24 protein-coding genes are annotated in these 24,831 nt (G+C 37.7%); 17 read left to right on the top strand and 7 right to left on the bottom strand.

Annotated features, from left to right (window positions below; all coding sequences use genetic code 11):
- The first annotated feature begins 201 nt into the window (after window positions 1–201).
- From pth to AACZ30_RS00060, 12 genes are all read left to right on the top strand, one after another.
- Window positions 202–831: an aminoacyl-tRNA hydrolase gene (gene pth, locus AACZ30_RS00005; RefSeq protein ID WP_057482765.1), complete on the top strand. Its 630-nt coding sequence runs from the start codon at window positions 202–204 to the stop codon at window positions 829–831.
- A gap of 7 nt (window positions 832–838) precedes the next feature.
- Window positions 839–1,777 carry a bifunctional riboflavin kinase/FAD synthetase gene (locus tag AACZ30_RS00010; RefSeq protein WP_339646374.1) on the top strand — a complete coding sequence of 313 codons (939 nt, stop codon included), beginning with the start codon at window positions 839–841 and terminating at the stop codon, window positions 1,775–1,777.
- Window positions 1,767–3,086 (top strand): HTTM domain-containing protein, encoded by a 1,320-nt coding sequence (locus AACZ30_RS00015; protein ID WP_339646376.1) that lies wholly within the window; start codon window positions 1,767–1,769, stop codon window positions 3,084–3,086. Before AACZ30_RS00010 ends, AACZ30_RS00015 begins: the two co-directional genes overlap by 11 nt.
- Window positions 3,087–3,140: 54 nt before the next feature.
- Complete coding sequence (gene serS / locus AACZ30_RS00020; RefSeq protein WP_339646379.1) at window positions 3,141–4,412, top strand: serine--tRNA ligase; 1,272 nt, start codon at window positions 3,141–3,143, stop codon at window positions 4,410–4,412.
- A gap of 46 nt (window positions 4,413–4,458) precedes the next feature.
- The gene (locus AACZ30_RS00025) at window positions 4,459–6,249 is read left to right on the top strand and encodes a tetratricopeptide repeat protein (protein ID WP_339646382.1); all 1,791 of its coding nucleotides are present in this window, start codon (window positions 4,459–4,461) and stop codon (window positions 6,247–6,249) included.
- A gap of 9 nt (window positions 6,250–6,258) precedes the next feature.
- A complete protein-coding gene (locus tag AACZ30_RS00030) occupies window positions 6,259–6,567 on the top strand; it encodes a DUF4286 family protein (protein ID WP_075325543.1) in 309 nt (102 codons plus the stop codon).
- Window positions 6,568–6,570: 3 nt separating this feature from the next.
- Window positions 6,571–7,401 carry a 16S rRNA (adenine(1518)-N(6)/adenine(1519)-N(6))-dimethyltransferase RsmA gene (rsmA, locus tag AACZ30_RS00035; protein ID WP_339646389.1) on the top strand — a complete coding sequence of 277 codons (831 nt, stop codon included), beginning with the start codon at window positions 6,571–6,573 and terminating at the stop codon, window positions 7,399–7,401.
- Entirely contained in the window at window positions 7,382–8,731 is a 1,350-nt protein-coding gene (gene mgtE / locus AACZ30_RS00040; protein ID WP_093306133.1) for a magnesium transporter, read from the top strand. The genes rsmA and mgtE overlap by 20 nt, the downstream gene beginning before the upstream one ends.
- 367 nt (window positions 8,732–9,098) lie before the next feature.
- A complete protein-coding gene (locus tag AACZ30_RS00045; RefSeq protein WP_339646396.1) occupies window positions 9,099–10,079 on the top strand; it encodes a 2-hydroxyacid dehydrogenase in 981 nt (326 codons plus the stop codon).
- Between the two features lie 183 nt (window positions 10,080–10,262).
- Window positions 10,263–10,649 (top strand): VOC family protein, encoded by a 387-nt coding sequence (locus AACZ30_RS00050; RefSeq protein ID WP_339646399.1) that lies wholly within the window; start codon window positions 10,263–10,265, stop codon window positions 10,647–10,649.
- Between the two features lie 101 nt (window positions 10,650–10,750).
- The gene (locus tag AACZ30_RS00055; RefSeq protein ID WP_339646402.1) at window positions 10,751–11,236 is read left to right on the top strand and encodes a DUF6428 family protein; all 486 of its coding nucleotides are present in this window, start codon (window positions 10,751–10,753) and stop codon (window positions 11,234–11,236) included.
- 10 nt (window positions 11,237–11,246) lie between these two features.
- On the top strand, window positions 11,247–11,663 hold the full coding sequence (locus AACZ30_RS00060; protein ID WP_339646405.1) for an arsenate reductase ArsC: 417 nt from the start codon (window positions 11,247–11,249) through the stop codon (window positions 11,661–11,663).
- 102 nt (window positions 11,664–11,765) lie between these two features.
- On the opposite strand, the gene AACZ30_RS00065 is transcribed toward AACZ30_RS00060, so the two are convergent.
- The 5 genes from AACZ30_RS00065 to AACZ30_RS00085 form a co-directional block, all read right to left on the bottom strand.
- The gene (locus AACZ30_RS00065; protein WP_075325550.1) at window positions 11,766–12,416 is read right to left on the bottom strand and encodes an SDR family oxidoreductase; all 651 of its coding nucleotides are present in this window, start codon (window positions 12,414–12,416) and stop codon (window positions 11,766–11,768) included.
- An 89-nt stretch (window positions 12,417–12,505) separates the two neighbouring features.
- Window positions 12,506–14,308 carry a lysophospholipid acyltransferase family protein gene (locus AACZ30_RS00070; protein ID WP_339646408.1) on the bottom strand — a complete coding sequence of 601 codons (1,803 nt, stop codon included), beginning with the start codon at window positions 14,306–14,308 and terminating at the stop codon, window positions 12,506–12,508.
- Window positions 14,309–14,314: 6 nt separating this feature from the next.
- Entirely contained in the window at window positions 14,315–15,565 is a 1,251-nt protein-coding gene (locus AACZ30_RS00075; protein WP_075325552.1) for an aspartate kinase, read from the bottom strand.
- Window positions 15,566–15,571: 6 nt separating this feature from the next.
- The gene (locus AACZ30_RS00080; protein ID WP_075325553.1) at window positions 15,572–16,042 is read right to left on the bottom strand and encodes a GNAT family N-acetyltransferase; all 471 of its coding nucleotides are present in this window, start codon (window positions 16,040–16,042) and stop codon (window positions 15,572–15,574) included.
- 72 nt (window positions 16,043–16,114) lie between these two features.
- Entirely contained in the window at window positions 16,115–16,597 is a 483-nt protein-coding gene (locus AACZ30_RS00085; RefSeq protein WP_075325554.1) for a GNAT family N-acetyltransferase, read from the bottom strand.
- A 203-nt stretch (window positions 16,598–16,800) separates the two neighbouring features.
- On the opposite strand from AACZ30_RS00085, the gene fbp reads away from it, so the two are divergent.
- Window positions 16,801–17,808 carry a class 1 fructose-bisphosphatase gene (gene fbp, locus AACZ30_RS00090; RefSeq protein WP_075325555.1) on the top strand — a complete coding sequence of 336 codons (1,008 nt, stop codon included), beginning with the start codon at window positions 16,801–16,803 and terminating at the stop codon, window positions 17,806–17,808.
- A gap of 63 nt (window positions 17,809–17,871) precedes the next feature.
- Here the strand turns inward: fbp and AACZ30_RS00095 are convergent, their stop codons facing one another.
- Entirely contained in the window at window positions 17,872–18,294 is a 423-nt protein-coding gene (locus tag AACZ30_RS00095) for a hypothetical protein (protein ID WP_093306129.1), read from the bottom strand.
- 154 nt (window positions 18,295–18,448) lie between these two features.
- On the opposite strand from AACZ30_RS00095, the gene AACZ30_RS00100 reads away from it, so the two are divergent.
- The 4 genes from AACZ30_RS00100 (at window position 18,449) to AACZ30_RS00115 (ending at window position 24,228) form a co-directional block, all read left to right on the top strand.
- The gene (locus AACZ30_RS00100) at window positions 18,449–19,468 is read left to right on the top strand and encodes a ligase-associated DNA damage response exonuclease (protein ID WP_339646414.1); all 1,020 of its coding nucleotides are present in this window, start codon (window positions 18,449–18,451) and stop codon (window positions 19,466–19,468) included.
- Between the two features lie 49 nt (window positions 19,469–19,517).
- Entirely contained in the window at window positions 19,518–21,113 is a 1,596-nt protein-coding gene (locus AACZ30_RS00105) for an ATP-dependent DNA ligase (RefSeq protein ID WP_339646417.1), read from the top strand.
- A gap of 147 nt (window positions 21,114–21,260) precedes the next feature.
- Entirely contained in the window at window positions 21,261–21,623 is a 363-nt protein-coding gene (locus AACZ30_RS00110) for an endonuclease domain-containing protein (RefSeq protein ID WP_339646420.1), read from the top strand.
- A gap of 130 nt (window positions 21,624–21,753) precedes the next feature.
- Window positions 21,754–24,228 (top strand): ligase-associated DNA damage response DEXH box helicase, encoded by a 2,475-nt coding sequence (locus AACZ30_RS00115; RefSeq protein WP_339646423.1) that lies wholly within the window; start codon window positions 21,754–21,756, stop codon window positions 24,226–24,228.
- Here AACZ30_RS00115 and AACZ30_RS00120 read toward each other — a convergent pair.
- Window positions 24,225–24,734, bottom strand: coding sequence for a DUF1440 domain-containing protein (locus AACZ30_RS00120; RefSeq protein WP_075325559.1), 510 nt, complete (start codon window positions 24,732–24,734; stop codon window positions 24,225–24,227). The genes AACZ30_RS00115 and AACZ30_RS00120 overlap by 4 nt on opposite strands.
- Window positions 24,735–24,831 lie beyond the last annotated feature (97 nt).

A 24,831-nucleotide genomic window follows, 5' to 3' on the forward strand; every position in this document is an offset into this window, starting at 1 on the left:
AGGAGAAGATAATTAATCTTTTCTTTTTTCAACAAAAATTTAAAAGCATCCCAAAGGGGGTGCTTTTTTTGTTTTAAAAGTCTTTCAAAATAAATCTTAACAAACAACCTGGGAAGCCAGTTCAGCATTTAAATCTGGATTATCGGGTAAAAACTTTTAGTTAGATATTCTAATAATTTTATCTTTACCAAAACAATTGTTATGCTGTCTTTCTTCGGAAAAATACTCAGTAAGAAAAAGCCCCAGGAAGAAGAACAAGATCCCATGAAGAAATTTTTGATCGTAGGACTGGGAAATCCAGGTCCTAAGTATGAGAACACCCGTCACAATATTGGATTCAAAATATTAGATTATATAGCCGAAAAGGAAGAGGTGAGTTTTTCTACAGAAAAATTAGGAGATATAGCTACATTTAAGTTTAAAGGCCGAACCTTTATAATGCTAAAACCTTCAACTTATATGAATTTAAGCGGGAAGGCTGTTAACTACTGGCTTCAAAAAGAGAAAATTGAATTACAGAATTTATTGGTAATTACAGATGATTTAAATTTAGCATTCGGTACTATTCGGCTAAAAACCAAAGGTAGTGATGGTGGCCATAACGGCTTAAAAGACATTCAAAATACCTTAAACACCACAAAATACAATAGGTTTAGATTTGGAATTAGTGATGAGTTTTCTAAAGGCCAGCAGGTAGATTATGTTTTAGGAGAATGGGGAGAAGAAGAGAGAAAAGAATTGCCAGAACGTTTACAGAAATCAGCCGAATTGGTAAAATCTTTTGGCACTGCAGGCGTTTCAAATACTATGAATTCATTTAACGGAAAATAAGTTGGCCTTGAAAATACATAAAGGAGCAAATGCTTTTAAAGGTGAGAAACAAACCGTAGTCACCATCGGTACTTTTGACGGGGTTCACGCCGGGCATCAAAAAATTATAAAACGGCTGGTAGATGCCGCCAAAATTGAAAACCTTGAATCTGTTATCTTTACTTTTTTTCCGCACCCAAGAATGGTTCTGCAAAAAGAAAGCGGGTTAAAACTTATAAATACTATAGAAGAACGTACCGAAATCCTTGAAAAAACAGGGATAGATCATTTGGTGGTGCATCCTTTTACCCAACAATTTTCAAGACTTACCGCGCAGGAATTTGTTCGTGATATTCTGGTAAATCGTTTAAAAGCAAAAAAAGTAATTATTGGTTACGATCATCGTTTTGGTAGAAATCGTACCGCAGATATCAATACCTTAAAACAGTTTGGTGAAGAATATGGTTTTGATGTAGAAGAGATCACCAAACAAGAAGTAGATCAGGTCGCGGTTAGTTCTACAAAAATTAGAAATGCGCTTCTAGAAGGGCGGGTAGAAAAGGCTAATAGTTATATGCAATCTCCTTTTTGCTTAACCGGAAAGGTGGTAAAAGGCCGTGGATTGGGAAAAGAATTTAATTATCCTACCGCTAATTTAAATATTGAAGAAGATTATAAGTTAATTCCGAAAAACGGGGTGTATGTTGTGTGTTCTAAAATTAAAGGAGAACGCTTCTTTGGAATGATGAATATTGGCACCAATCCCACGGTGGGAGGAAAAGACCAAACCATAGAAACTTATTTCTTTAACCTGGACCGGGATCTTTACGGCACCGAGCTAAAAATAGAAATGCTGGTAAGGATTCGCGATGAGAAAAAATTTGATTCTGTAAATGCTTTAAAAATCGCAATGAAACAGGACGAAGCTTTCTCAAGGCAATACATTAGAGACAATTATGCTCAATAAATGGCTTTTTAAGCAAGTAGATAATTCGGCGCTTATTGCTTTCCGAATTATTTTTGGCTTGCTTATTACCATTGAAGCTGTTGGTGCTATTTTTACCGGTTGGATTCGTAGAACTCTCATTGAGCCCGACTTTACTTTTAATTTTATAGGTTTTGAATTCCTGCAACCGCTGCCAGGAAACGGAATGTTATATTATTACGGAATATTAGGGCTGTTCGGTATTTTTGTAATGCTGGGCTTTAAATATCGTTTCAGTATTTTTTGCTACACCATTATGTGGGCGGGAGTTTACCTAATGCAGAAATCTTCTTATAATAATCATTATTATTTATTGATGCTTTTATGCGGAATAATGTTTTTTCTTCCCGCACACCGCTATTTTTCCATTGACGCCTGGAAAAAACCTGCGTTAAAAAAAATTTCCATGCCAAAATGGGTTTGGCTTTTTGTCGTACTACAGTTATGGATAGTTTATACTTACGCTTCAATTGCGAAATTATATCCAGATTGGCTTGATGGTACTTTGCCGGCTATGCTAATGAGTGGAAAGGCAGATTACTGGCTGGTGGGAGAATTTCTTCAGCAGGGATGGGTTAGGTATGTAATAACTTATTTCGGGTTAATCTTCGATTTATTAATTATCCCGGCGCTTTTATGGAGACCAACAAGAATGCCGGCTTTTATTCTTGCCATTTTCTTTCACCTGTTTAATAGTTTTATTTTTCATATTGGTATTTTTCCTTACTTATCGCTGGCTTTTTGCCTGTTCTTTTTTCCTTCAGAAAAGATCAATAAATACATTCTTCGGAATAAAAAACCTTATTATAATAAAGGAGAAATTGTTATCCCCTCGTATAGAAAACCATTAATTACAGTGCTTTCTATTTGGTTTGTAGTGCAAATCGCTTTACCGTTAAGACATTGGTTTTTTCAGGATAATGTACTTTGGACGGAAGAAGGCCATCGACTAAGCTGGCGTATGATGTTGCGCTCCCGTTCTGGAAACACCACTTTTAAAGTGGTTGAAAAAGGAAAAAGAGACACTACGTATGTGAATAAAGCACGCTATTTAAGCCGAAAACAAATTCGCTCGGTAAGTGCTAAACCCGATATGATGTGGCAGTTTGCTCAACATCTCGAAAAAGAATATGCTGAAAAGGGGAAAGAGATACAGGTGTTTGTAAAATCTAAGATAAGTATCAATGGGCGCCCTTATGAGCCTTTTATTGATCCAAAAGTAGATCTCGCTGCAGAAGAATGGCAGCATTTTAAACACCACAATTGGATTTTACCTTCAAAATTAGATTAAAAGTCTTCAGTGCTTTTCTTACATTTGCAGCTTCAAATTAGGAAATAGAAAGCTATGTTACAGGTTAATAATATCAGGGAAAATAAAGAAGAATTTATCAAGGGACTCAAAAAACGAAATTTTGAGGCTGAAAGTATTCTTGAAGAGGTGCTGCAGTTAGACGAAAAACGTCGTGCCACCCAGGTAAAACTCGATGATATTTTAGCTGAATCCAATAGACTTTCCAAAGAAATTGGGATGATGTTTAAAAATGGCGAACATCAAAAAGCCAACCTAATTAAAGGGAAAACAGGGAAACTAAAAGAAGATTCTAAAGCGCTTTCTGAAGAACTTTCAGAAACAATCTTGAAACTTGAAACCTTACTCTATACTATTCCTAACGTACCACACGAATCTGTGCCCGCCGGGACTTTAGAAGATGATAACGAAGAGATCTTTAAGGAAGGTGATGTGCCGGTTCTTGCAGAAGGTTCATTGCCACACTGGGAACTTGCCAAAAAATACGATATCATAGATTTTGAACTGGGAAATAAAGTAACCGGTGCCGGTTTTCCGGTTTATAAAGGAAAAGGAGCGCGCTTACAAAGAGCTTTAATTACTTATTTTTTAGATAAAGCTATTGATGCCGGTTATACCGAATATCAATTGCCTTTAATGATTAACGAAGCTTCTGGTTTGGGAACAGGACAGTTGCCGGATAAAGAAGGGCAAATGTATCATATCACAGCAGATGATCTTTATATGATTCCAACTGCCGAGGTGCCCATGACGAATATGTATCGTGATCGTTTGCTTATCGATAAGGATTTCCCAATCGCCTGTACCGGTTATACGCCTTGTTTTAGACGGGAAGCAGGTTCGTATGGTGCCCACGTTCGCGGACTTAACCGTTTACATCAATTTGATAAAGTGGAGCTGGTAAGAATTGAAAAACCTGGAGATTCTTATGCGGCTTTAGATAATATGGTGGAGCATATTAAAGATATTCTGGCCGATCTAAAATTACCTTACCGAATTTTAAGACTTTGCGGCGGTGATCTTGGATTTACTGCAGCCCTTACTTACGATTTTGAAGTGTTTTCTACCGCGCAAGATCGCTGGTTGGAGATTAGCTCTGTTTCAAATTTTGAGACTTTCCAGGCTAACCGACTTAAACTTCGCTATAAGAATAAAGAAGGTAAAAAAGAGTTGGTGCACACCTTAAACGGAAGTGCTTTAGCCTTGCCTCGTGTACTGGCTGGAATTCTTGAAAATTACCAAACAGAAGACGGAATTAAAGTTCCTGATGTTTTGGTGCCTTATACAGGTTTCGATCTGATAGATTAAACGGCTAAACATAATTATTCACAGGTCAAATCCTTATATTTACAGGATGCGCTCTGTCTTATTTTTTCTTGTTTTTATTTGCTCAATTTCAGGTGCCCTGGCGCAATCTGAGTTGTTGGCGCGTAATTTTTTTGATCAGGGAGAATTTGAGAAAGCCCTGAAAACCTATGAAAAATTAGTTGAAGAAAATCCGCAGAATACTTCTTATTTTTTCGGATTGGTAGAAAGCCATCAGCAATTGGAGAATTTCTCCCGGGCTGAAGAATTACTTCGGAATAAATTAAATAATTCGGCAAACAATCCCACGCTTTTAATAGAGCTGGGGCATAATTATGAGCTTCAGCAAAACACAGAAAGTGCGGAGCAATTCTATGCAGAAGCCTTAAGCGCGGTAGATGCTCGTCCTAATTACGCCTATTCCATAGCCAGAACTTTTCAGAAATACAGTTTGCTTGAAAATGCTGCAGCAACCTATGAAAAGGCAATGCAGCTAAATAATGAGCTAAACTTTAATATGCAACTTGCAAGAATTTACGGGGAGCAGGGTAAAACCGAACTTATGTTTGAGAATTACCTGGAACTTATAGAAACGAATCCCGATTTTTTCCCCATCGCCAATCGAGAATTCGGTAAATATATCTCAGCAGATGCTTCAAGTGAAGCCAATACAATTTTTAGAAGGTTGTTGCTTACTAAGCTGCAAAAAGATCCCAGCTTACTTTATAACGAAATGCTGAGCTGGCTTTTCACACAGGAAGAGGAATTTTTGAAAGCTTTTTCTCAGGAAAAAGCAATATACAGGCGTAGTGATAAAAGTTTACAAAGTATTTTAAACCTTGCGGTTATGGCTCGGGAAGCTTCAGATTTTGAAGCCGCAAAAGAAATTATTGAATACGTAATAGAAGAAGCTCCTTCAGAAAATATCGTGTTACAGGGTAACCAGTTTTTATTAAAAATGAAGGTTGAAAATGAAGAAAAAGAAAATTATTCTGAAATAGAAAAGAGATATACTGAATTATTAGAACAATTTGGCACCGGACTAAACACGCTGAATTTACAACTTGATTTCGCAAATTTCCTTGCCTTTAAGCAAAATAAAAAAGAAGAAGCTATCGCTTTATTGAAACAGGTTTCAGATAAGGCGAATCGCGATTTTGATAAAGCGATGATAAAAATCGCACTGGCCGATATTTTGGTGCTTCAGGAGAAATTTAACGAAGCGCTTATCTATTATTCCCAGGTTCAAAATTTGGTAAAAAACGATCAAATCTCTCAAAACGCCCGATTTAAAGTGGCAAAAACCAGTTATTTTAAGGGAGATTTTAAATGGGCAAAACAGCAGTTGGATGTTTTGAAATCTTCTACTTCGCAACTTATTGCCAATGATGCGATGGAGCTTAGTTTGCTTATTGAAGACAATTCTATAGAAGATTCTACCCAAACCGCGCTTAAAAAATATGCCCGGGCTGATTTGCTCGCTTTTCAGGAGAAAAATTCTGAATCAATTGAACTTTTAAGCGAGATTTTAAACCTTCATAAAGGAGAAAAAATTGAAGATGAAGCTTTGCTCAAGCAAGCTCAACTATTTGAAGAAACCGGCCAGCTCAGAAATGCTGAGAATAATTATCTCGTAATAATCAAAGATTTTAATGCCGATATTTTGGCTGATAACGCTCGTTATTATTTAGCCGAATTATATGCAAATGAGCTGGAAGATCCCGAGAAAGCCAAAGAATATTACGAACAAATAATTTTTAATTTTGCCGATAGTATTTATTTTGTGGAAGCTCGCAAAAAATACCGTGCGTTAAGAGGAGATTATGAAGAAACCCCTTAAAAAATAAACATGTACATATATAACGTAACCATAAATATTGAGGAAGCTATTCACGATGAATGGGTAAAATGGATGAAGGAAGAACATATTCCCGAAATGCTGGATACCGGAAAATTTAAAAAAGCTTTAATGACCCGCGTGATGGTAACCGAAGCTATGGGTGGCATTACGTATTCGGTGCAATACACCGCCGAAAGTAAAGCTGAACTTGATAAGTATTATGAAGAAGATGCTGAAAGGTTAAGAGGAAAAAGTAAAGCTTTTGAAGGCAAGTTTGTTGCTTTTAGAACCGAAATGCAGGTAATTAGCGAGCAATAATTTATGGGAAAATATAAGAAAAGAGGAAAGCCTTCTCAGTCAGAAGACGGTGAAGTAAGGGCAAAAAAGCATCTTGGCCAACATTTCTTAACCGATGAAAGTGTTGCGGAGCAAATAGCCGAAACCCTTACCTATAAAGGTTACAATAAAGTGCTTGAAATTGGCCCCGGGATGGGCGTTCTCACCAAATATTTACTGAAACAGGATGCTGAGGTTCACGTAATAGAAATTGATACCGAAAGTGTTGCTTACCTGCAGGAACATTATCCGCAACTGGAAGATAGAATTCATCAATTTGATTTTTTGAAATATGATGTAGCAACTGCTTTTCGCGACGAAGCTTTTGCGATTATTGGTAATTTCCCATATAATATTTCAACCCAGATTGTTTTTAAAGTTTTAGAATTAAAACACCAAATTCCTGAGTTTTCTGGAATGTTTCAAAAGGAAGTCGCGAAGCGAATTTGCGAAAAAGAAGGCAATAAAACCTACGGAATTCTCTCGGTATTGGTTCAGGCTTTTTATGAAGCTGAATATTTATTTACCGTTCCGCCTTCAGTCTTTAACCCGCCACCCAAAGTAGAGAGTGGGGTTTTGCGTCTAACAAGAAAAGAAGATTTTAGCCTGCCCTGTAACGAAAAATTATTTTTTAGGGTAGTAAAAACCGCCTTTCAGCAGCGTAGAAAGACGATGCGCAATAGTTTAAAAACTTTCAATTTACCCGATAATTTAAGGGAAGATCCTATATTTGACAAACGTCCTGAGCAACTCGGTTATCAGGATTTTATAGATTTGACCCTTAAAATTGAGTCGTATGCAGTTTCAAATCAGTAGTGAGTTAATAGAAAAATTACAATTCCTCATAGAACAGCAGAATAATGAGGAATTGCTATTGCACCTTGAAGATGTGCACCACGCTGATATTGCTGAAATTTTAACTGAACTTTCTTTAGAAGAAGCTACTTATATTGTTAAGCTTCTGGACAGCCAGAAAACGGCCGAGGCATTAATGGAGCTGGAAGAAGGCGTGCGGGAACGTATTCTTGATACCCTTTCAGCAAAAGAAATTGCCGAAGAGCTAGAAGAAATGGATACCGATGATGCCGCCGATATCATTTCTGAACTATCTCCCGAGCGCCAGCAAAATGTTATTGCCGAACTCGTAGACGAGGAACATGCCGATAATATTGTAGAACTGCTGCGCTACGATGAAGATTCTGCCGGCGGACTTATGGCTAAGGAACTTGTAAAAGTTAACGAAAACTGGAGTGTGACCGGTTGTATGACCGAGATGCGCGAACAGGCCGAAAATGTGACCAGGGTACATTCTATTTACGTTGTAGACGATAAAAATAAGCTTAAAGGCAGGCTTTCGCTTAAAGATTTACTCACCGCACCAAGCCACGCGAATATCCAGGATGTTTATATTCCGCAGGTAGATTATGTAAACGTGCATACTGAAGGCGAAGAAGTGGCCCGGGTAATGCAGAAATATGACCTGGAAGCAATTCCCGTGGTAGATGAAATGGGTCGTTTAGTGGGGAGGATTACCATTGATGATATTGTAGATTTTATTAAAGAAGAAGCCGAAAAAGATTACCAAATGGCTTCTGGTATTTCAGAATCTGTAGAAGCCGATGATAGTTTATGGCGCCTTACCAGGGCCCGATTACCCTGGTTGGTTCTTGGACTTTTTGGAGGTTTGGGCAGTGTTTACATTATGAAAGGTTTTGAAGAAGCCCTGGAGCAATTTCCAATTTTATTCTTTTTCACTCCTTTAATCGCCGCGATGGCTGGAAATGTTGGAGTACAATCTAGCGCGATTATTGTTCAGGGACTTGCGAATGATAATTTACGTGGTAGCTTATTACAGCGTTTAATAAAGGAAGTAGGCCTTAGTTTAATAAATGGAGTTGCATTAGGAATCCTGGTTATTTTATTTGGGTTAATTGTTGGTCAGGATCAACTGGTAAGCATAACTATAGCTGCCTCTTTACTTTCGGTAATTATTGTGGCCGCACTGGTGGGAACTTTTGTGCCCATTATTTTAAATAAACAAGGTATTGATCCCGCGATTGCTACCGGTCCTTTTATCACAACTAGCAACGATATCTTCGGAATTTTTCTCTTCTTCTATATTTCTAAATTGGTGCTTGGTTTTTAACTAAAAGGCTTCAGGCTTTAAGTTTTAAAAATCATTCTTTAACTTTGGTTTTTCGTAATGAAAGTTCCCTTGAATAAATCTGGGGAATTAATTTGAAAACTAAATTAGGTTGTTTGAATTGTCATCCTGAACTTGTTTCAGGATCTAGCACGTTAGAAGCTGAAACATCCCGAAGCGTCGGGACAGCCTGACGTAAAATTTTTCACACAGCCTCATAAAACCTCACTTAGTGAGTAAACAAATGAAACCGCCTTCATTTCAAAATCCATTTTTTCTAACTTAATTTTATTTATAATGCGGATAAGCCAGTTTTGAGCTTAATCCCGGCGGGCGTTATATATAAAAATTAAAAACTCAATTTAGAGCAATGATTATCTTACATTCAGATACCAATCATCCAACTTTAATCAAACAATTACAAGATGCCGGGCATCAAAATATTGAAGGCTTTACCCAATCTCGGGAAGAAACGCTGGAAAATCAACATCTCTACGATGGGATCGTTATTAGAAGTCGATATACTATAGACAAAGAATTTATTGACGCCGCACCAAATTTAAAATTTATCGCAAGGGTAGGCGCCGGGCTGGAAAATATTGACGTAGAATATGCTGAAGCACACGGAATCACTTTATTTTCTGCACCTGAAGGAAACCGAAACGCTGTAGGCGAACACACTTTAGGAATGTTATTATCGCTTTTTAATAGGTTGAATAAAGCAGATAGGGAAGTGCGCGATGGTCTCTGGCACCGTGAAGAAAACCGTGGTTTGGAATTAGACGGAAAAACCGTGGGAATAGTCGGCTACGGAAATATGGGAAAAGCCTTTGCTAAAAAACTACGCGGATTTGAAGTTGATGTAATTTGTTACGACATTAAAGAGGGTGTAGGCGACGAAAATGCACGGCAGATGTCTTTAGAAGAATTTCGGGAGAAATGTGACGTAGTAAGCTTGCATACGCCCTGGACGCCCGAGACTGACCAAATGGTGAATAAAGAATTTATTGATGCTTATAAAAAGCCGTTCTGGTTTATAAATACTGCCCGCGGAAAAAACGTGGTTACGGCAGATCTTGTAGATGCTTTAAAAGACGGTCGTGTACTTGGTGCAGGGCTTGATGTTTTAGAATATGAAAAAGCGTCATTTGAAAGTCTTTTTTCTAATAAAAAGAATGTTTCGTTAAGTATTGAAAATCAAATTCCAGATGCTATGCGTGAACTTATGTTCTTAAATAATGTGATTTTGAGTCCGCATGTAGCGGGTTGGACCGTAGAATCTCATGAGCGCCTGGCCAGCGTGATCGCCGGCAAGATCATAGATAAATTCGGAAGAGGAGAAGAGAAGTAATGTTCAAAATTTAAATATTTAAACCTCACAGGTCTTGAAGACCTGTGAGGTTTTTTTATGATTTTTTGTCATTGCGAGGAAGCGATAGCAGACGCGGCAATCTGTAACTTGTTTTAGTAATTGATCGTCTTGCAATTATTTCTACCGAATTATCGTATTTTCCGGAAAATTAATTCAGAAAAAATGGATAAAAGAGTTACAGGAATTGGTGGAGTTTTCTTTAAAACCAAAGATCCAAATGCGGTAAAAGAATGGTACAGCAAGCATCTTGGTTTAAATACAGACCAATGGGGTTGCACCTTTTGGTGGCTGGACGAAAACGGAAATAAATGTTCTACGCAATGGAGTCCGTTTAAAGAAGATACCAATCATTTTAAACCTTCCGAAAAAGATTTTATGATGAATTACCGCGTTGAAAATCTTGAAGAATTACTGGAAACTTTAAAAGGCGAAGGTGTAGAAGTTATGGATGAAATTCAAAAAGTAGAAGAAGGGAAATTCGGCTGGATTATGGATTTGGAGGGAAATAAAATAGAGCTCTGGGAACCTAACGATAAAGCTTTTCTCTAAGCTAAAACATTCTTTTTTAAGTATAAACAGAAAAAATATTTGATTCTTCTTTTTTCCAATTCTTATTAATCGTAATATTGCGATATATAAATATTAAAATTATGAAAACATCAGAATTATTCGATTTGCTGAAACAACATCAGGAAAAACCCCTGTTGTTTGAGTACGCACCCAACTTATTGGTTGGAGCAAATTATCATATTACCGAAGTAAAACACTTAAAAATAGACTCGGTAGACTGTGGCGCGGGAACCGATGCCTGGAACGAAACTATTATTCAGTTATGGGAAAGTCCGGAAGAAATTGGAAAAACGGAATTTATGCAAGTTTCCAAAGCTTTATCTATTTTAGATAAAGTCGGGCAAATGAAAGCTTACGATATGGACGCTGAGGTAAAGTTTGAATACAGCAATGCAAATTTTCACACCGCTCAATTATTCGTAACCGGCTTTAGTATTAAAAATGGAAATTTATTAATGAAATTAGACGTAAATCCAACAGATTGCAAGGCGAAAGAAACTTGTGGTGTTGCAGAGCCGGCGATGGAAAGTGCTAACGAATGTGCACCCGGTGGTGGTTGCTGCTAAAAAACCTTATATGAAGAACGTACTCGTACTTTGTACCGGGAATTCTTGTAGAAGCCAGATGGCGCAGGGATATTTAAAGCATTTTGCCAAAGAGAGGGCTACAATTTACAGCGCAGGAATTGAAACCCACGGGCTAAATCAAAAAGCGGTGGCAATAATGAAAGAAGATGGGGTAGATATTTCGCATTATACCAGTAATCATGTAGACGAATACAAAGAAGTGGACTTCGATTTTATTATTACGGTTTGTGATCACGCCAATGAAAATTGCCCGTTTATTCCTTCGGAAAGTGCAGTGAGATTACATCAGAATTTTAAAGATCCTTCAAAAGTAAAAGGTTCTGGAGAAGAAGTTCAGAAGGCTTTTAGAAGCACCAGGAATGAAATTAAAGCCTGGTGTGAAAAATTTGTGAATGATAATCTATAAAACAAAAAATGCTGTTTGTAATTTAAAAGTCATCCCGAACTTGTTTCAGAATCTAACATTTGAAATTATCAAACAGCATTTTAAAAAGCTCTATCTATTTTTTTAATTATTCTGGCTCAATTCAATAAGAGCAGATTTAATAGATTCTTCTCCTTCCAGCGCCTCGAAGGCCATATTTTTTCCTAAAGGATCGGCAAGGCACATCACCAGTAAAAAGGCTACATCATCACGTGAAATTTCTCCACGTTCATTCAGTTTTAAGTCTAATTTTACCTTGGCAAGCCCCATATCATCAGTCAAAGCACCTGGTCTAACAATAGTATAAACAATTCCGCTATCTACTAAATAATCATCGGCTTCTTTTTTCGCTCTTAGGTAATGTTCAAGGTCTCCACCTTCTTCCGGCTTATCGGTTCCCATCGCGCTAAGCATGATGAATTTTTTTACGTTGAATTTCTTAGCAGCATCAACCATTTTTTTAGCACCTTCCTGGTCTACCGCCGTAGTTTTGTCTGGGCCGGTGCTACCACCAGAACCTGCTGCAAAAATTACCCGGTCAATTCCTTTAAAAGCGTGTTCTATATCGCCTTCAAGGTCTGCCATCACGCTTTCTACATCCATATCGTCAAAGATTTGCTTCTGCTCCTCTTTACGAATCATTGCGATTGGCTTAAAATTTTCGGTATTGTTTAAAATTTCAATAACCCTTTTTCCTGTTTGTCCGGTAGAACCGGCTATTAATATCTTTTCCATTTTTTCTTTAAATTTTTAATCAGTTTGAAGATAAGGATGAATTAAAAACCTTCATAATGAATGCTTCAGAATAACATGAAATTAACAGCTTAATGTATTGAATTAAATTTTTCTTCCAGTTCTTTCTGAAACTCTTCCATCACCGGTTTTACGGTGCTTTCAGGTAAATCTTCAATTTTTATATACATTAATCCATCTACCGCATTATTAAAAAGTGGGTCTACATTAAAGGCCACTACTTTTGCATTCTGTTTAATGTATTTTTTAATTAAAACCGGTAAACGCATATTTTCTGGTTCAATTTCATCAATAATCTTATCGAATTTATTGAGATCGGCATCGCTGGCGTCAAAAACAAGATCTTTATCGGCGTCTTTTAGTTTTACTTTAAACTCTTTTTTCGGTTTAATATATTGCGCCACATTTGGATCGAAATAATGAGATTTCATAAACTCGATCATTAAAGATTTAGAGAAATTTGAGAATTTATTACTAATGCTAACGCCGCCAATAAGGTATTTATGCTCAGGAAAACGTAGGGTGCAATGTACAATCCCTTTCCAAAGTAAAAAGAGCGGCATTGGTTTTTGCTGATATTCTTTAATGATAAATGCGCGGCCCATTTCTATAGACTGGCTCATCATTTTATGCAATTCTGGCTCAAACCTAAATAATTCCTGAAGGTAAAATCCATTAATCCCTTGCCTGGCATAAATTTCATTTCCCATTCCCATGCGGTAAGCACCGGCTACTTTTTTGGCTTCATTATCCCATAAAAACAAGTGGTAATAATATTCGTCAAATTTATCAAGGTCGGTAGCATTGTTGGTGCCTTCACCAATTGCCCTAAAAGTGATTTCCCGTAACCTTCCAAGCTCGGCTACGATATGCGGAATCACCTCTTTTTTTGCAAGGAAAACTTCATAATTCTTACTGGAGAGTAACCGCTTGTCCATTTGGCGGCAGTTTTCTACCTCTATTTCCATAAGTGCCTGCGCCGTTTCTGCTGCAATTTTTTTGGGAGATTTTGGAAGTTTTAGGTGTTTGGGTATTTTCTCAAAAAGTTTTTTCTTTTCAAAAACGTTGGCCAGCATATAGGTTTTTCGACGTAAAAATGCAGTAAAAGCTTCTAAATTTGAATGTTCTAATTGGTCTTCTACCAAAATGGGATTTCCAATCCGCACCTTAATTTTTCTTCTTTTTTGAGTAAGCATTTCGCTGGGGAGTTTGGCGGTGCGCAAAATATCGCTCATGGAAGCCAACTTATAGAAAAAAGTAGAATTTTTAGCGTGGAAATAAATAGGAACAACCGGAACTTTTGCCTTTTGAATAAGTTTCATTGCAGCAGGTTCCCAGGGCTTGTCTACAATAAGTTTCTCGTCTTTATAGGTGGAAACTTCGCCTGCCGGAAACATTCCCAGGGCGTGGCCTTCTTTTAAATGAGAAATTGCTTCTTTAATTCCGCCTAAACTAGACTTTGCATCCTTATGGTCTTCAAAAGGATTCACCGGCATAATATAAGGCCGTAACGGGTCTAAACGATGCAAAAGAAAATTAGCAATTACCTTATAATCGGGGCGCTGGTGTAGTAATAATTTCATTAAAATCATTCCATCAATTCCGCCAAGAGGATGATTAGAAATGGTAATAAATGCACCAGATTTGGGAATTCTTTTTAAATCTTTCTCGGGAATTTCAAAATCTATTTCAAAACCTTCTAAAATTGAATCAATAAAATCAATTCCATTTAAGTTTTTTCTTTTCTGGTATTCTTTATTTAACCTGGAAAGTTTAGTAGTTCGAAGAATTAACCAACCTATTGAGGTTCCAAACAGACCTAGTTTTTGGAGGTTCATTACTTTGGCAACTTCCCTAGCACTTACAATTCCCATATAAATTTAGTTTCGGGTTACAATTTGAAGCGTGTTATGGGTAAGCTGTTTTAGCAGTATTTCTTTATCTTTTTCAAGGCTTTTAATCGCTTCATCGTTAAAATGCCGAATGGTAAAAAGGGAAACTCCTGGCACAAAACTCACTTTAAACCTGGCTTTTAAATGCTGAATTAATTTTTCTAACAGGTTAAATTTATTGTCTACACAAACCGAAAAACTAATCGCAGAATTTTGAATTAAATCTACCTTCATTTGATATTGATGAAAAAGCCTGAAAACCTCACTGATATTTTCTTCTACCATAAAGGAAAAATCCAGTGTGGAAAGTGAAATTAAAACCAGGTCTTTTTTAACGATAAAACAAGGAATTTCAGGAAAAATAAGTTGCCCTTTTCCAACTTTGGTACCTTCGCTTTCGGGATTTAAAAAGGGTTTTACAAAAAGCGGAATTTCTTTTTGTTGAAGTGGTTGTAAAGTTTTTGGGTGAATTACCGACGCTCCATAAAATGCTAATTCAATAGCTTCTTCATAAGAAATTTGCTGAAGTAACTCCGGGTTTTGAAATTCTCGAGGATCGGCATTTAAAACTCCGGGAACATCCTTCCAAATAGTTACATTTTCAGCATTTAAGCAATAAGCGAAAATTGCCGCGGTATAATCACTACCTTCTCTACCAAGCGTGGTGGTAAAGTTATTGGGATCTGAACCAATAAAGCCCTGCGTAATATTTACCTGGCTTATATTTAGATTGGTTTGAATTGCTTCGTGGGTATCTTCCCAATTTACACCGGCATCCCGGTAAACACTATCGGTTTTAACAAGATGCCTCGCATCAAGCCAGTTATTTGCTATGTTTTGGGAATTGAGATATTCACTAACTATGGTAGTAGAAACCAACTCACCATAGCATATTACCTGGTCGTAAACAAAGTCGTATTGCTCAGACTTATTATGCTGAAGAAAATTTCTAAGTTCAGTAAAAAGTGTATTTATTTTATTGAAAACCGGGGATTTAATTTCCGCAAAAAGTTCGTTTATTATCTCAAAATGTGCATCTTCAACCGCTTGTAGGCTTTCGGGAATTTGCTTTTCAAAAAGATAATCTTTAATAACAATTTCCAGCGCATTGGTGGTTTTTCCCATCGCCGAAATCACGATCACTTTAGGGCCGTTACCGGTTTTCTCTAATACATTTTGAACATTTTTTACTCCTGCCGCATCTTTTACCGATGCGCCTCCAAACTTAAAAACCTTCATAAAAATTTAATCGATGTTTTTCTGAATTCCGGTTTCATCCATATGCACGGTGTACCAGTTTTTCTTGATGTCTGCTCCCGTATTTTCATAGAATTCCTGGGCATTTTTGTTCCCTTCAGAAACTACCCACTCTACTCTTTTAACGCTATTTTCGTGGCCATATTTTACGACTCTTTTATAAAGAGCACCGCCAAGACCTGTGCCCCGCATACTTTCTCTAACAATTAGATCTTCCAGGTGAACGGTACGGCCTTTCCAGGTAGAAAACCTAAAATAAACCAGCGCCATCCCTTCAATTTTACCTTTTACATCTGCGACAAAACATTTAAAATTGGCTTCATCAAAACCCTCATGTTCCAAATCACTTACGTGAATTTGAACCTCATCTGCTGCACCCTCGTAAGAAGCAAGTTCTTTAATAAGTTCCAAAACCGCGGGCATATCTTCCCGCTTAGCTTCGCGTATAACGTATTCCATAAGTCTGGTATTTCTACAAAAGTAGGAATAGATTTTAATAAAAAGGGCTAATTATATAGGCTTAGCGTATTATTAACGTGTTTTCTCGAGAAATTTGTCCATTGCTTGCTCTTCCATTTGCACAGTACACCAATGGGTAAAAACAGTGGCACCACTACGGCTGTAAAAATCACGTGCGTGGGTATTCCAGTCTAAAACCACCCATTCGGTACGTTTTACACCTTCTTCTTTCGCAAATTGAATCACACGTTTATAAAGGGCATTTCCTAAACCTTTGCCTCTCATATTCTCTCTTACTACCAGATCCTCGAGGTGTACGGTTTTTCCTTTCCAGGTAGAATATCTAAAATAGCATAATGCCATTCCTTCAATCTTTCCTGCAGCTTCGGCTACAAAACAGGTAAACGACGGATTTTCCCCAAAACCATCTGTTTTCAGGTCTTCCGCAGTAATAATTACTGCCTCGGGCTCTTTTTCGAATTCAGCCAGTTCCTGTATAAGTTCTATAACCGCTGACATATCTTCTGGCCTTGCTTTTCTAATTGTAAATTCCATTTTTTAATTTGTTTTCGTTACAAAAGTAAAGATTGAAATTTCAAATTAGGGATTTCATAAAATATCCGTTGAAAAAATTAGTAAGTAAAGTCTGAAAATAGGTTGTATTAAAATTTCGTAAAATTCAATATAATTTTTACGAAAACGTTTTAGTAACTAAATAAAATGAATAATTTTGACGCAACTAACGATATTAGTACATAATGGTTAAGAAAAATCAGACTTTAGGCGAATTTATAATAGAAAATCAGGAAGCATTTCCTTATTCTTCGGGTGAACTTTCCCGCTTAATTAGGTCCTTACGCCTGGCGGCTAAAGTGGTAAATCACGAAGTGAATAAAGCAGGCTTAGTAGATATTTTAGGCTTGCATGGAGATACCAACATCCAGGGAGAAGATCAGCAAAAACTAGATGTTTATGCAAATGAGACTTTTATTCAAACCCTGATAAATCGTGAAATTGTCTGTGGAATTGCTTCCGAAGAAAACGACGATTTTATAACTATTTCAGGTAAAAATAACGATAATAGAAATAAATATGTGGTGCTTATGGATCCGCTAGACGGAAGCTCCAATATTGATGTAAATGTATCTGTTGGAACTATTTTTTCTATTTATCGTCGTGTGACTCCAATCGGAACCCCAGTTACAAAAGAAGATTTTTTACAACCCGGCAATAAACAGGTGGCTGCCGGTTATATTATTTATGGGACTTCTACGATGCTGGTTTATACCACGGGCTGCGGAGTGAATGGGTTCACCCTCAATCCCGCGCTGGGATCTTGGTATTTATCACATCCCGATATGAAATTTCCGGAAGACGGGAAGATTTACTCTATGAATGAGGGTAATTATGTGCATTTTCCCGATGGTGTAAAGAAATACATAAAGTACTGCCAAGAAGAAAAAGAAGACCGTCCCTATACATCAAGGTATATTGGTTCTATGGTTTCAGATATTCATCGGAATATGATTAAAGGCGGAATTTTTATTTATCCTAAAAGTTCTAAAGCCAGCAACGGAAAACTGAGATTATTATATGAATGTAATCCTATGGCCTTTATCGTGGAACAGGCGGGAGGTAAGGCCACCGATGGTTTTAGTCGAATTATGGATATTCAACCTACAGAATTACACCAACGTGCGCCATTTTTCTGCGGAAGTAAAAATATGGTAGAGAAAGCTGAAGAATTTATGCAGACATATGGATAGAGATAATGGCCTAATAGAAAAGTGATATAATTTTCAGTTAGGCCATTATTCAATATTTTAATCTTATTTATCCAGTAAATACTGGTAATCTTCAAAATTAAGTTGACCGCTAAAAATCTGGATAGATCTTTTTATAATTTTTTCTGCATTTTCACTTGAAAAACCAAGACCTATAGCATAACGTTTAATGAGGGTTTCTTCTTCATTATCTATTTCGTTATCGGCAAAAATAATCTTAAAGAGGTCGTGCAACCGCTCTAAACGTTTTTCGGCACTATTATAAGAGTTAATAGGGAATTCAGCCGGGCGTTTAATCACCATTTTATATTCCTGTTCGCTTATATCTAGTTTACGGGCAAAACGCTCTAAAAGAACACGTTCCTTTTCATTGATTTTTCCATCTACACTCGCCAGGTTTACAATAGATGCAAAATGGTTAATGTTGCGAAGATGTTCCCCCGAATCAAATAAATCTGAAAATGACATTTTTAATATTTTGGTACTGCAAATATACTTAAAGCTTAAAATAAAATTCATCAAAAAACTTTTAAAAGTTTAGGATTTCATCAATCGCTAATCTTTTCTTAATCCCTTTTTTAAGCCTTTCATTTTCGGTAATTTCATTTTAAGTACTCAAAAAATGAAACCACCATTACTGGCTTTTAATAAAAAAGGAATTTACTGCGAAGCTGCAGATGTGTATCTGGACCCTTGGAAACCGGTAGACAAAGCTATTATTTCCCATGGCCACGCCGATCATTCTCGGTGGGGGCATAAAAAATATATTACGCATCACAGCAATGTTCCTATTATAAAGCATCGCCTGGGTGAAATTGAAGTTTCCGGGAAAGAATGGAATGAAACTTTTAGCATTAATGGCGTAAAATTTTCCCTTCATCCCGCCGGGCATATTATTGGTTCTTCGCAAATTAGGGTAGAATATAAAGGCGAAGTTTGGGTTTTTACCGGCGATTATAAAGATGAAGACGATGGTGTAGCGGTGCCTTATGAACCGGTAAAATGCCACACATTTATCACCGAATGTACTTTTGGTTTGCCTGCTTTTAAATGGCAGCCGCAAGCGGAAGTTTTTACCGAAATTAATAAATGGTGGCAGCAAAATAAGGAAGACGGTAGAACCTCTGTGATCTTTGGATATTCCCTCGGAAAAGCACAGCGTTTACTGAAACATCTTGACACTTCTATCGGTAAAATTTACACTCATGGCGCTATAGAAAATATGACAGAGGTGATTCGTCCTTTATCTGAAATGCCAGAAACAACGAGGGTTACCCGTGATACCAAAAAAAATGAATTTAAAGGAAATATCGTGGTGGCACCTCCAAGTGCCCACGGCAGCCCCTGGATTAAAAAAATGGTGCCTTATGTCACAGCTTCTGCAAGTGGCTGGATGACATTTCGGGGGGCTCGTAGAAGAAGAGCTATAGACCGTGGTTTTGTTTTATCTGATCATTGCGACTGGCAGGGACTTTTGAAATCTATAAAAGCTACCGGTGCCGAAAAAGTGATCTGTACTCACGGATATACCGATATTTTCTCACGCTATCTAAGAGAATTAGGATATGATGCTCGAACTGAAGAAACACAATATGAAGGAGAAATGGGAGAGGAAGAATCAAAAAAAGAAATCGAAAACTAAATGCTTTGTCACTTCAAACACAGTCGATAAGTAAATAAAATAAACTAAAATGAAGGACTTTGCAGAGCTTATAAAAACCCTGGACGGCACCAATAAAACTACCTTAAAAGTTGAGGCCTTAACGCATTATTTTAAAAATGCCGAAGATAAAGACAAGGTTTGGACCATCGCTATTTTATCGCATCGCAGGCCGCCAAGACCTGTAAATACCACTTTAATGCGCCAATGGGCTTCAGAATTAGCTAATATTCCTTTATGGCTATTTGAAGAATCTTATCATATTGTAGGCGATCTGGCCGAAACAATCGCGCTGGTGATTCCGCTGGCCGAAGAAAATACCGAAAAAAGCCTTAATCAATTCCTTCAGGAAATACTGGAATTAAAACCTAAAACCGAAGCAGAGAAAAGGGACTATTTACATAAAAACTGGCTGGAGCTTAATTATTACGAGCGTTTTGTGTTTACCAAACTCATCACTGGAAGTTTTCGCATAGGTGTAAGTCAAAAATTAATGACGCGTGCACTTTCAAAAGCAACTGATATCGACGAAGATATTCTTGCCTATAAGATGATGGGCAATTGGAAACCCGAAAAAACCACCTTCAAAAAACTGATTTTAGAGGAAAATGAAGAAGATTATTTGTCGAAACCATACCCGTTTTACCTGGCTTACGCGCTGGATGGCAAAGTGGAAGAACTGGGCGATGTAGAAGAGTGGAGCGCCGAGCATAAATGGGATGGCATTCGTTCCCAGGTAATTGTTAGAAATGACGAACTTTTTGTTTGGAGTCGCGGGGAAGAGCTAGTCACCGATAAATATCCCGAATTTGAAGATTTCGTTGGTAAAGTTCCTAATGGAACGGTAATAGACGGCGAAATATTACCATTTCCAGATGGAAAAATAGGAACCTTTAAAGATCTGCAAACCCGAATTGGAAGAAAAAATATTAGTAAAAAATTGTTGGAGAAAACCCCGGTGATTTTAAAAGCTTACGATGTTTTAGAATGGAAAGGAGAAGATATAAGAACCGAGCCGTTTATGGAAAGAAGAAAAATTCTTGAGAAGCTGTATGCTGAGGTTTCATCAGAAGAAATTCCCTTGCATTTATCTGAAAGAATTTCTTTTAAAAACTGGGCTGAAGTTGCCGAAGAACGCGAGCGTGCCCGGGAGGAAAAATCGGAAGGTTTGATGTTGAAAAGATTGGATTCACCGTATTTAGTGGGAAGAAAAAAAGGCGACTGGTGGAAGTGGAAGGTAGATCCGCTTACGGTAGATGCCGTGCTCACTTATGCTATGCGCGGTCACGGAAGACGAAGCAATTTATTTACCGATTATACATTCGGGCTATGGGATGATGAAAAAAAGGAACTGGTGACTTTTGCGAAAGCCTATTCCGGTTTAACCGATGCCGAATTTAGAAAACTGGATGCGTGGATCAAGAAAAACACTTTAGAACGTTTTGGGCCGGTAAGAAGCGTGACACCACACCATGTTTTTGAAATCGCTTTTGAAGGAATTGCAGAATCTAAACGCCATAAAAGTGGCGTGGCAACAAGATTTCCAAGAATGCTGCGCTGGCGAACCGATAAAAATATACAAGAAGCAAATACGCTGGGTGAGTTGCGGGATTTAATCCCCGATTGAACCACCCCGCCCTATCGGGCACCCCTCCTTAAAAAGGATGGGAACTCTAAAAGGGTAAAGAAAAAGAACAAAAGCTCCTTACCTTTTTAAGGGAAGGTGGCATTCCGAAGGAATGACGGAAGGGTTCCAGGATAAAACCTAAAAACAATGAAAAAGCCAAGCCATAACAGAAAATATTTAGAGCCCTATCGAAAGGCATTAAGGAATAACTTGACTCCAGCAGAAGCATTTTTATGGAAACAGCTACAACGAAGAAAGTTCAAGGGAAGAAAATTTAGAAGACAGCATAGTATAGAAAATTTTATAGTAGATTTTTATTGTGCGGAAGAGCAACTCATTATAGAACTGGATGGAGATGTACACAAGAATCCTCTAGCTGAAGAAAATGATGAAAAACGGACTAAAAAACTGGAAGATTTGGGATTTAAAGTAATACGGTTTGAAAATAAGATGGTGTTTGATTTTTTGCCTTCGGTTTTGAAAGAAATTGAGGATAATTTTAAGAAGTGAACCACCCCGCGCTATCGGGCACCCCTCCTTAAAAAGGAGGGGATCTCTAAATGGGTAAATAGAAAGCACAAAAGTCCCTTCCCTTTTAAGGGAAGGTGGCATTCCAAAGGAATGACGGAAGGGTTAAAACATGAATAGAGATCAACTTACAAAAATCGCCGAAACCTGGTTTTCTAATCAGGAATGGAAGCCTTTTGCTTTTCAGAAACAAACCTGGACAGCTTTTTTGCAAAAAAAGAATGGACTTTTAAACGCACCCACGGGTAGCGGAAAAACTTACGCACTTTGGGTACCAATAGTACTGGATTATTTAAAGAAAAACCCGGATTATAAAACGAAGCAAAAAAAAGGTTTAAAAGCAATTTGGATCACACCACTTCGTGCGCTTTCCGTAGAAATTGAGCAGTCGGCGCAACGATTTGCTGATGAAATTGGGAGTGGTTTAACGGTAGGGATTCGCACGGGAGATACCCCGCAAAAAATTCGTGCTGCACAAAAAAAATCAATGCCCGATTTGCTGATAACCACTCCCGAAAGTCTGCAGTTATTGCTTTCCTCAAAAAACTACGATAAAACATTTAAAAATCTAAGTGCCGTGGTAGTTGATGAGTGGCACGAATTGCTAGGTACCAAACGCGGCGTGCAAATGGAACTCGCTTTGTCTCGTTTAAAAACGGTTTCAAAAAATTTGCGAATTTGGGGAATCTCGGCCACGATTGGGAATTTAGAGCAGGCGCGAGAAGTTTTGCTCGGTCCTAATTCAGAAGCCTTCCAAAATTCGGTATTGATAAGAGCGAACTTGAAGAAGAAAATCAGCGTAAAATCTATTATTCCAGAGAAAATGGAAAAGTTTCCCTGGAGAGGCCATTTGGGTTTACACTTGATTGATGAGGTAGTGCCGATTATAAAAAATTCCAGAACTACATTACTCTTTACCAATACCCGTTCGCAATGCGAACTTTGGTTTCAGAAATTAATGCACAAATATCCCGAGTTTGCCGGGGAAGTAGCAATGCACCACGGTAGCATTAATAAAGAAACCAGGCTTTGGGTTGAACAGGCCATTAGAAATGAAACTTTAAAAGCTGTGGTTTGCACTTCCAGCCTTGATTTAGGAGTGGATTTTGCCCCTGTGGAAACCATTATTCAAATTGGCGGGCCTAAGGGTGTGGCCAGGTTTTTACAACGCGCGGGAAGAAGTGGCCACCAACCAGGTAAAGAAAGTGTAATTCATTTTTTACCCACGCACGCCATAGAACTTATTGAAGCTTCAGCTTTACAAAAAGCGGTACAGAAGACTGCAGTGGAAGATAGAATTCCGTATTTGTTAAGTTTTGATGTTCTCGTGCAATACCTCACAACTTTAGCGGTTTCCAATGGATTTTTTCCGAAGGAAATCTGGCCCGAAATTAAATCTACTTTTTGTTTCCAGGGCATTACTGAAGACGAGTGGCTTTGGCTATTGAATTTTGTAACTAAAGGAAGCCAGAGTTTGCAGGCTTATGATGAATACAAGAAAATTGAAATTGAAGAAGACGGACTTTTTAAAGTAAATAACCGGGGCATTGCGATGCGTCACCGCCTGCAAATTGGAACGATTGTGAGCGATGCAGTTTTAAATGTAAAATACCTAAAAGGTGGTTATATTGGTACGATTGAGGAATGGTTTATTTCCAAACTTACACCCGGTGATGTATTCACTTTTGCTGGAAGAAACCTGGAATTAGTGCGCATTAAAAGTATGCAGGTTTTAGTTAGGAAATCGAAGAAAAAAACGTCTAAAGTACCGAGTTGGATGGGCGGGAGAATGGCTTTTTCCGCGCAGATGAGTGAACTGCTTCGGGAAGAAATGTATGCCGCTTCTGCTTCGACTGCTGCAGGTTCTTCGGAAAAATCAGAAGAATTAAAAGCTTTACAACCAATTCTGGAACGACAACAAAAGGAATCGATTATCCCTAAGCAGGATGAGTTTTTAATTGAAACTTTTAAAACCCGTGAAGGTTATCACGCAATCTTTTACCCGTTTGAAGGTCGATTTGTACACGAGGCTTTGGGAAGTTTACTGGCGTATCGCATCAGTTTGCTTTCTCCAATTTCCTTTAGTATTGCTTTTAACGACTATGGCTTTGAATTGCTCTCAGACCAGGAAATTCATATGCAGCAAGTGTTGGATAACGATCTTTTTTCAGCAGAATTCCTTATGGATGATCTTTATAAAAGTTTAAACGCTACAGAAATGGCCAGGCGAAAATTCAGGGATATTGCAGTAATTGCCGGGATGGTTTTTACCGGTTACCCGAATAAACTGATTAAAAGTAAACATTTGCAAAGCAGTTCGCAGTTGCTATTTAGCGTTTTTAAAGATTATGAGGACGATAATTTATTGTATTTGCAATCTTTCAGGGAGACTTTTGAGCACCAGTTGGAAGAAGGCCGATTAAGATTTGCTTTAGAACGCATTCAGCATCAAAATATCATTTGGAAAAACTGCGAAAAACCAACGCCGTTTTCTTTCCCCATTATTACCGACAGGTTACGAGAAAAATTATCTTCAGAAAAACTGGGAGACAGGATTAGAAAAATGTTGAAAAGTCTGGAGAATTAATTTCTTTCATTCAGTCTTTTAAGAACGGTACTTCTAACAACTTCAGTGGTAATTCCAAACAGTACGTGGGCAAACAGCTCGTTCATTTGCATTTTAATGGGCACATCTGTAGGCTTAGGCTCCAGCCCCATCATAGGAAGCGAAGTTTCGTGTGTTGAAATCCAGGTAGAACCACCTAAAATTATCCCATCCCTAATATTTAATTCTTCGTTGTCTTTCTTTCCAAAACCATAAGCAGCCCCAACGCTGGCACCCATAGGGAAATTTACTAATTGCTCGGCCAATTCTTCATTATTAACACTTATAGGAGACCCGGTGATTTTTGTAGAAAGATCGTCTACAATTTTAATTTGGGCAGAACGTTGCTCTATTTTTCTAACCGGTAGAAAATGTTCAACCAGGCTTTTTACCGCTGTACCGGCAAGTCCGCCAAGTACTCCTGCAAGAAGCCCGCGGCCGGTAGCTTTAGAATAAGAATCTTTATTTAGTAAGGCTTGTACTTTCATAATTAGCTATTTTACAGATTAAAACTATCCATTATGTGAGTTTTCTACAATTGTTTAACAAGGATTTAGCAGCAGATATTTAAAATTTGGTAATTTT

The sequence above is a fragment of the uncultured Salegentibacter sp. genome (assembly GCF_963972535.1).
In the GTDB taxonomy this organism is placed as follows: domain Bacteria; phylum Bacteroidota; class Bacteroidia; order Flavobacteriales; family Flavobacteriaceae; genus Salegentibacter.

Bases quoted from the DNA above. Each gene is read 5' to 3' on its own strand.
- pth (WP_057482765.1), top strand. From the start codon at position 202: ATGCTGTCTTTCTTCGGAAAAATACTCAGTAAGAAAAAGCCCCAGGAA.
- AACZ30_RS00015 (WP_339646376.1), top strand. From the start codon at position 1,767: ATGCTCAATAAATGGCTTTTTAAGCAAGTAGATAATTCGGCGCTTATT.
- serS (WP_339646379.1), top strand. From the start codon at position 3,141: ATGTTACAGGTTAATAATATCAGGGAAAATAAAGAAGAATTTATCAAG.
- AACZ30_RS00025 (WP_339646382.1), top strand. From the start codon at position 4,459: ATGCGCTCTGTCTTATTTTTTCTTGTTTTTATTTGCTCAATTTCAGGT.
- AACZ30_RS00030 (WP_075325543.1), top strand. From the start codon at position 6,259: ATGTACATATATAACGTAACCATAAATATTGAGGAAGCTATTCACGAT.
- rsmA (WP_339646389.1), top strand. From the start codon at position 6,571: ATGGGAAAATATAAGAAAAGAGGAAAGCCTTCTCAGTCAGAAGACGGT.
- mgtE (WP_093306133.1), top strand. From the start codon at position 7,382: ATGCAGTTTCAAATCAGTAGTGAGTTAATAGAAAAATTACAATTCCTC.
- AACZ30_RS00045 (WP_339646396.1), top strand. From the start codon at position 9,099: ATGATTATCTTACATTCAGATACCAATCATCCAACTTTAATCAAACAA.
- AACZ30_RS00050 (WP_339646399.1), top strand. From the start codon at position 10,263: ATGGATAAAAGAGTTACAGGAATTGGTGGAGTTTTCTTTAAAACCAAA.
- AACZ30_RS00055 (WP_339646402.1), top strand. From the start codon at position 10,751: ATGAAAACATCAGAATTATTCGATTTGCTGAAACAACATCAGGAAAAA.
- AACZ30_RS00060 (WP_339646405.1), top strand. From the start codon at position 11,247: ATGAAGAACGTACTCGTACTTTGTACCGGGAATTCTTGTAGAAGCCAG.
- AACZ30_RS00065 (WP_075325550.1), bottom strand. From the start codon at position 12,416: ATGGAAAAGATATTAATAGCCGGTTCTACCGGACAAACAGGAAAAAGG.
- AACZ30_RS00070 (WP_339646408.1), bottom strand. From the start codon at position 14,308: ATGGGAATTGTAAGTGCTAGGGAAGTTGCCAAAGTAATGAACCTCCAA.
- AACZ30_RS00075 (WP_075325552.1), bottom strand. From the start codon at position 15,565: ATGAAGGTTTTTAAGTTTGGAGGCGCATCGGTAAAAGATGCGGCAGGA.
- AACZ30_RS00080 (WP_075325553.1), bottom strand. From the start codon at position 16,042: ATGGAATACGTTATACGCGAAGCTAAGCGGGAAGATATGCCCGCGGTT.
- AACZ30_RS00085 (WP_075325554.1), bottom strand. From the start codon at position 16,597: ATGGAATTTACAATTAGAAAAGCAAGGCCAGAAGATATGTCAGCGGTT.
- fbp (WP_075325555.1), top strand. From the start codon at position 16,801: ATGGTTAAGAAAAATCAGACTTTAGGCGAATTTATAATAGAAAATCAG.
- AACZ30_RS00095 (WP_093306129.1), bottom strand. From the start codon at position 18,294: ATGTCATTTTCAGATTTATTTGATTCGGGGGAACATCTTCGCAACATT.
- AACZ30_RS00100 (WP_339646414.1), top strand. From the start codon at position 18,449: ATGAAACCACCATTACTGGCTTTTAATAAAAAAGGAATTTACTGCGAA.
- AACZ30_RS00105 (WP_339646417.1), top strand. From the start codon at position 19,518: ATGAAGGACTTTGCAGAGCTTATAAAAACCCTGGACGGCACCAATAAA.
- AACZ30_RS00110 (WP_339646420.1), top strand. From the start codon at position 21,261: ATGAAAAAGCCAAGCCATAACAGAAAATATTTAGAGCCCTATCGAAAG.
- AACZ30_RS00115 (WP_339646423.1), top strand. From the start codon at position 21,754: ATGAATAGAGATCAACTTACAAAAATCGCCGAAACCTGGTTTTCTAAT.
- AACZ30_RS00120 (WP_075325559.1), bottom strand. From the start codon at position 24,734: ATGAAAGTACAAGCCTTACTAAATAAAGATTCTTATTCTAAAGCTACC.